The organism is Vibrio sp. 10N.222.49.C9 (assembly GCF_041474985.1).
GTDB classification, from domain to species: domain Bacteria; phylum Pseudomonadota; class Gammaproteobacteria; order Enterobacterales; family Vibrionaceae; genus Vibrio; species Vibrio crassostreae_C.
Genome location: NZ_JBFRVD010001583.1, coordinates 1 through 436 on the forward strand (window position 1 = coordinate 1; position 436 = coordinate 436).

The window sequence follows — 436 nt, forward strand, 5'->3', positions numbered from 1 at the left end:
TTCTACCATAGCGCGGTACGGGTCAACACGGTCGGTTGTTTTAGCCAGTTCTTCCGGAGTCGTGTAGATCAACATAGTGACCGTCTCTTGATCAACCGGCGGTGTGAATCTGATTTCGGCAACTAGACGATCACCCCACGCTAAACGCGGGCGACGATATTCAAATGCCGATGAATCGTATTTTTCAATCACTTCACCATCGTTAGAAACGATCATGATTTCTGGTGAAAAGAACTTCTTGTCCGAAGTCATGTTACTCGTCACTGAAATATCCAATGCACCGCGGTTTGATGGGATTTCAAAAGCAACGACAGGGCTATCGATGGCATCGTTGCTCAATACCTGCGTACTTTGATCTATGGTCACTAATGCTTGAGTATCAAGAGCAAAAGGCGATTTAACTAGCGATGCTACTGAAGTGGCAGCGGTATCTGAC

1 protein-coding gene is annotated in these 436 nt (G+C 46.3%); it reads right to left on the reverse strand.

From position 1 onward, the window contains the following. A partial coding sequence (locus AB4585_RS29365) for a MalM family protein (RefSeq protein WP_372172354.1) occupies nucleotides 1–436 on the reverse strand: 436 nt, incomplete at both ends.